Origin of the sequence: Inquilinus limosus MP06, from assembly GCF_000767795.1 — a bacterium.
Taxonomy (GTDB): domain Bacteria; phylum Pseudomonadota; class Alphaproteobacteria; order DSM-16000; family Inquilinaceae; genus Inquilinus; species Inquilinus limosus_E.
In genome coordinates this window covers 1-4,364 of the sequence record NZ_JANX01000536.1, presented here as the reverse complement: position 1 = coordinate 4,364, position 4,364 = coordinate 1, and the positions used below count along the sequence as shown (strand labels likewise).

Genomic DNA, 4,364 nt, shown 5'->3' with positions numbered 1-4,364 from the left:
AGCCCGCTCATCAACGTGCCGTTGTGCCGGCCGCCGCCGGTCACCAGCCAGCGGCCGGGCGCCGCGGCGAAGTGCCGGCGCGACGCGGCGACCGAGGCGACGGTGAAGGCGGCCAGGGTGGCGGCGCCGTCGGCCAGCGACAGCCCGTCCACCGCCGCCATCGGGAAGTCGTTGCGGTCCAGCGATTTCGGCGGCGGCGCGTCGAAATAGGGATTGGCCATCAGGGCATCCAGCCGGTCCCGCACCACGATGCCGGAGGCGGCGATCCGCCCGTCCTCGTCATAGCGGGCGCCGGTGTGGCGCTGCACCCAGTCGTCGATCATGGCGCTGGCCGGGCCGGTGTCGAAGGCGGTGATAGCGCCGTCCTCGATGACGGTGACGTTGCCGACGCCGCCCAGGTTCAGCACCGCCAGCGGCCGGGGCAGGTCCTTGGCCAAGGCCGCGTGGTACAGCGGCGCGAAGGGCGCGCCCTGGCCGCCGGCGGCGACGTCGGCGGAGCGAAAATCGTTGACGCAGGGGATGCCCAGCGTGGCGGCCAGCCGGGCGCCGTCGCCGAGCTGCCGGGTGAAGCGCCGCTCCGGCCGGTGCAGCACAGTCTGGCCGTGCATGCCGACCACGTCGATCGCTTCGGGCGCCAGCCCGGCCTCGTGCAGCAGCCGGCGCACCGCGGCGGCGTTCAGGTCGGTAACGGCGGCGGAGAGGTCCGCCAGCGCCTCATGCTCGGCCCGGGCCGGGTCGCGCGCCACCGCCAGCAGGGCATTGCGCACATCGTCGGTGTAGGGCGTGGTCGAGGCGGCGCCGCGGGCGAAGACGGTCTCGCCATCGGTCTCGATCACCGCCACGTCGATGCCGTCCATGGAAGTGCCGCTCATCAGGCCGATCGCGGTGCGCCGGGCTCCGGGCATGCTTGGTCTCCCCGCTTGATTCGTCCGCGACGATAGCGCCGAAGCGGGCCGGGCGGGACCTCCTATTCGCGCCGGAACACGTAGGATTGATTCTCGATGGTCAGGCGCAGCAGCGGCGTCGTGCCGTTTGTGTCGATCTGGAACTGGGCGAAGCCGCTCGGGCTGGGGCCGCTGTTCTCGACGATGGCGGCGAACCGGCCCACCGGCTGCTGGCGGATGATGAAGACGCTGCCGTCCCACGGCTCCAGCCGCAACGCGGCGCCGCCCTCCTGCAGCTCCAGCACCGCGCCGTCGCCGTCCGGGCGCAGCACCGCCTTGCCCAGGCTTGGCTCGGCATAGCCGCCAGCCAGGGACGCCAGCGGCAGGGCCGGCTGCGGGTGCTCCGGCCGCACGAACGCCTTCGCCGCCTCGGCGTACCGGGCCTTCGCGGCGTCGAGCGCGGCCGCGGCATGGTCGACCCGCGGATTGTCGAGCAGCCGGTCCAGCACCCAGGCGCCCACGGCATCCGGGAACCCGACATTCTCCTCATTGGTCAGGACGACGACGCCGACATCCCTCTCCGGCACGAAGCCGACATAGGCGCCGAAGCTCGGGGTACCGCCATTGTGCCAGATGACGCGGCCGTTCGGGGTCAGCACGCCGACCCAGCCCATCGCATAGAACACCTTGTCGGTGATCTCCACCCGCGGGGTCCGGGTTGCCGCCATGGCCTCCGCCGACACGATGCGGCGCCCGTCGAAGCTGCCGTCGCGCAGCTGCAGGCGCAGCCAGCGCGCCATGTCCTCGATGGTGGAGTTCATGTCGCCGGCGCCGCCGAAGGCATAGGGGAAGATCGGGGTGAACGGCACCTCCACCGTGCCGTCGGGGGTCCAGCGATGGCCCTGGGTGTGGTCCGGCGCCGCCTCGATCGCCTCGGCGGTGGTCGACGTCTCGGCCATGCCCAGCGGCTCCAGCAGGTCCTGGCGCAGCACCGCGTTCCAGTCCGCCGCCCCCTCGCCGCGCGCGACGATGCGGCCGGCCAGAAGATGGGTGATGTTGGTGTAGGCGAAGGTGGAGCGGAAGCTCGACACCGGCTCGACATTCCGCAGCGACTGGATCAGCGCCGCCTCGTCCAGCCCGAGGATGCCGAGCGAATCATTGGCGTAGGGCGGCAGGCCGGAGCGCTGGGCGAGCAGGTCGAAGACCCGGAACTCGCGCGTCACCCAGGGATCCTTCAGCCGGAACTCGGGGTCGAGGTCGACGATCCGGTCGTCCCAGCGCAGCCTGCCGCGGTCCACGGCGATCGCCAGGGTGGCGGCGAGGAACGCCTTGGTGGTGGACCCGATCTGGAACACGGTGCGGGTCCCGACCTCGCCACCCTTGGTCTTGCTGCGCACGCCGAAGCCGCGGGCATAGACCAGCCTGTCGCCGCTGACGATGCCGATGGCCAGGCCCGGCGTGTCGAACGCCTTCATCCCGGCCGTGACATAGGAGGCGAGCTCGGGCTGCAGCGCCTGGATCCGCATGTCCATCGGCGTCTCGCCCTCCGCGGCCCGCGCGGCCGGACCGGCGACGGCCAGGGCGAGGAGGGCGAGCGTCGCCACTGCGATGCGCCGCCGGGTCGTCCCTGCGGGTGTGACGGGTGCGGCCGATGGCACGCCGCTGGCCCCGGGCTGCCGGTTGATCATCAATCCCTCCTGAAAATCGCGCATGAAAATTTCCTATACGGGGAACATTGTTATCACGAACCGGCCCGCCGCCGTCAAAGCAGAACCAAGCGCCGGCCGGTGCCCGATCGATTGACCTGGCCCGGCGAACGCGCCTTACTGGCCTCAATCAACAGAGGGGGGCTGGAGATGGGGCGGATGATTCGGGCGTCGCTGGCGGTGTCGGCGGCGATGGCGGCGGTCCTCGCCGGGCCGCTGGCGGCGGCGCAGACGCTGGAGGTCGCGACCGACCAGTCGCCGGTCGGCCTGGACCCGCATGTCGCCACCTCCTTCGCCACGGTGCTGGTCAACGGCGCGATCTATGAAGGGCTGACCGGGATCGACAAGGACCTGAAGGTGGTCCCGGAGCTCGCCGAATCCTGGACCGTCTCGCCCGACGGGCTGACCTATGTCTTCACCCTGCGCCCGGGCGCGAAGTTCCATGACGGGTCGCTGGTGACGCCGGACGATGTCGCCGCCAGCTTCGCCCGGGTGCGCGACCCCAAGACCGGCTCGCCCTATGCCAGCCGCATCGACATGGTGAAGGAGGTCAAGGCTACCGGCGACCGTCAGGTGACCGTGACGCTGTCGACACCCTCGGCCCCGTTCCTCGCCAACCTGCCGCAGATCGTGATCGTGCCGGCCGCGGCGGCGACCGGCGGCATCGACCTGCAGCGCAGGACCGACGGCACCGGCCCGTTCACGCTGAAGGAATGGGTGCCCGACACCTATCTGCTGCTGGCGAAGGTCGACGGCTACTGGCAGCAGGGGCTGCCGAAGCTCGACGCGGTCAAGATCAACATCGTGCCCGAGGCGTCGACCCGGCAGGTCGGCATCTCCGGCGGCACCTACCAGCTGCTGCCGAATGTCGACCCGACCACGGCGGCGACACTGCAGGGCACGCCCGGTGTCACCCTCTTGGAGACGACCGACCTGTCCTACACCCTGGTCGGCATGAACGTGTCCAAGCCGCCCTTCGACAATCCGAAGGTGCGCGAGGCGCTGAACACCGCGATCGACCGGACCCAGATCGTCGAGGCCGCCTATTTCGGCAAGGGCCAGCCCGGCGGGCCGCTGTCGCCGGCGCTGAAGGACTGGGCGCTGCCGGTCTCGGACTATCCCTGCTACGCGGCCGATCCGGAGAAGGCGAAGGCACTCCTGGCCGAGGCCGGCGTGGCCGTGCCGCTGAAGGCCGAGCTGAAGGTGCTGGGGTCGAACCAGAACGTGGTCGACGTCGCCCAGGTGGTGCAGGCCCAGCTGAACGCCGCCGGCTTCGACATCGCGCTGAACGTGCAGGAGCAGGGCACCTTCATCCAGGACTGGCGCAACTCCAACTTCCAGCTCTTCGCCTCGATCAATGGCGGCGTCGCCGACCCGGACGGCTACATGTTCCGCACCTTCCGCACCGGCGGCTCGACCAACGTGTTCAAATATTCGGACGCCGAGGTCGACAGGCTGCTCGACGCCGGGCGGACGACGCTGGACCCGGCGAAGCGCCGGGAGATCTATGCCGACCTGCAGAAGCGCCTGGCCTGCGACGGGCCGATCGCGCATCTGGTCTACGGCCAGCTCTTCACCGCCGTGCGCGACGGCGTGACCGGCTACGAGATCATCGGCAACCGCTCCACCCGCTCGCTGCGGCAGACGGCGCTGGAGAAGTGATGGGGGTGGCTGTTCTCGCGGACCGGCGTCTGTTCAACCCTCCCCCTCCCCTGGCGGGAGGGGGCGGGGGAGGGGGCTGCCGGTCGAAGGACTCGGCTCTCGTGGCACCAAA

3 protein-coding genes are annotated in these 4,364 nt (G+C 70.7%); 1 reads left to right on the top strand and 2 read right to left on the bottom strand.

The genetic code is table 11. The annotated features are described in order from the left end of the window. Nucleotides 1-905, bottom strand: a 905-nt coding sequence (locus tag P409_RS27775) for an anhydro-N-acetylmuramic acid kinase (RefSeq protein WP_034846039.1), incomplete at its 3' end; no start/stop codon positions are given. Between the two features lie 62 nt (nt 906-967). After that, nucleotides 968-2,572 (bottom strand): serine hydrolase, encoded by a 1,605-nt coding sequence (locus tag P409_RS27770; RefSeq protein WP_161790488.1) that lies wholly within the window; start codon nt 2,570-2,572, stop codon nt 968-970. A gap of 177 nt (nt 2,573-2,749) precedes the next feature. Between P409_RS27770 and P409_RS27765 the strand changes: the two genes are divergently transcribed. Continuing rightward, nucleotides 2,750-4,252 (top strand): ABC transporter substrate-binding protein, encoded by a 1,503-nt coding sequence (locus tag P409_RS27765; protein WP_052121483.1) that lies wholly within the window; start codon nt 2,750-2,752, stop codon nt 4,250-4,252. The last annotated feature ends 112 nt before the right edge of the window (nt 4,253-4,364 follow it).

Bases quoted from the DNA above. Each gene is read 5' to 3' on its own strand.
- P409_RS27770 (WP_161790488.1), bottom strand. From the start codon at position 2,572: ATGATCAACCGGCAGCCCGGGGCCAGCGGCGTGCCATCGGCCGCACCC.
- P409_RS27765 (WP_052121483.1), top strand. From the start codon at position 2,750: ATGATTCGGGCGTCGCTGGCGGTGTCGGCGGCGATGGCGGCGGTCCTC.